This is a genomic window from Mycolicibacter algericus DSM 45454 (assembly GCF_002086455.1).
In the GTDB taxonomy this organism is placed as follows: Bacteria; Actinomycetota; Actinomycetes; order Mycobacteriales; family Mycobacteriaceae; genus Mycobacterium; species Mycobacterium algericum.
The window spans coordinates 1-783 of record NZ_MVHC01000089.1; the positions used below are offsets into that span (position 1 = coordinate 1).

1 protein-coding gene is annotated in these 783 nt (G+C 65.5%); it reads left to right on the plus strand.

What is annotated here, in order from left to right; all coding sequences use genetic code 11:
* Positions 1 to 16: 16 nt before the first annotated feature.
* The coding region (locus BST10_RS22210) for a transposase (protein ID WP_133054474.1) at positions 17 to 783 on the plus strand (767 nt) is incomplete at its 3' end.

The following is a 783-nucleotide window of genomic DNA, read 5'->3' on the forward strand; positions in this document are numbered from 1 at the left end:
CTGGGAGAATGGCCTGGTGCAGGGTGTGGAGGGGCCGGATCGGGAATTGCTGGACGCGGAGGCTCTGGTTGGGCACTTGGTGCCTGAGGGCAGCATGTTTGCGTTCTTGGCGGCGCATCGTCGCGATTTGTTTGGTGATGAGGAGTTCGAGGACCTGTTTCCCTCGGGTCGGGGTCGGCCATCGATTCCGGCGTCGGTGATGGCCTCGGTGTTGGTGTTGCAGACCTTGCATGATCTGTCTGATCGGGAGACAGCCGAGGCCGCGCGCTGTGACCTGCGGTGGAAGGTGGCGACCGGGATAGCGTTGGACCACAAGGGATTCGATGCAACCACCCTGGTGTATTGGCGCAGCCGGCTGGCTAAGTCGAAGCGGCCGCATCGAATCAACGAGGCGGTGCGCAAAGTGGTCTCCGAGACGGGGATCCTGCGGGGCCGCGGCAAGCGTGCGGTGGATTCGACGATTCTGGCCGATGCCGTCGCCACCCAGGACACCATCACCCAGCTGATCTCAGCGATCCGGCGGGTGGGGCGGGTCGTGCCCGGCGGCGCGGAGGCGATCGCGACGATGTGCACCGGGCATGACTACACCAGTACGGGTAAGCCGGTGATCGACTGGGACGAGCCGGGCGCCAAGGATGCGCTGGTCTCGGCTCTGGTCAACGATGCCAACGCACTACTGGAGGCACTCGCCGGGATTGACCAGGATCACGCCGGCGAGCCGGTGGTCGCGGCCCTGGGGTTGCTGGCACTGATCGCGGGGCAAGATGTCGAACCCGCTGAGGG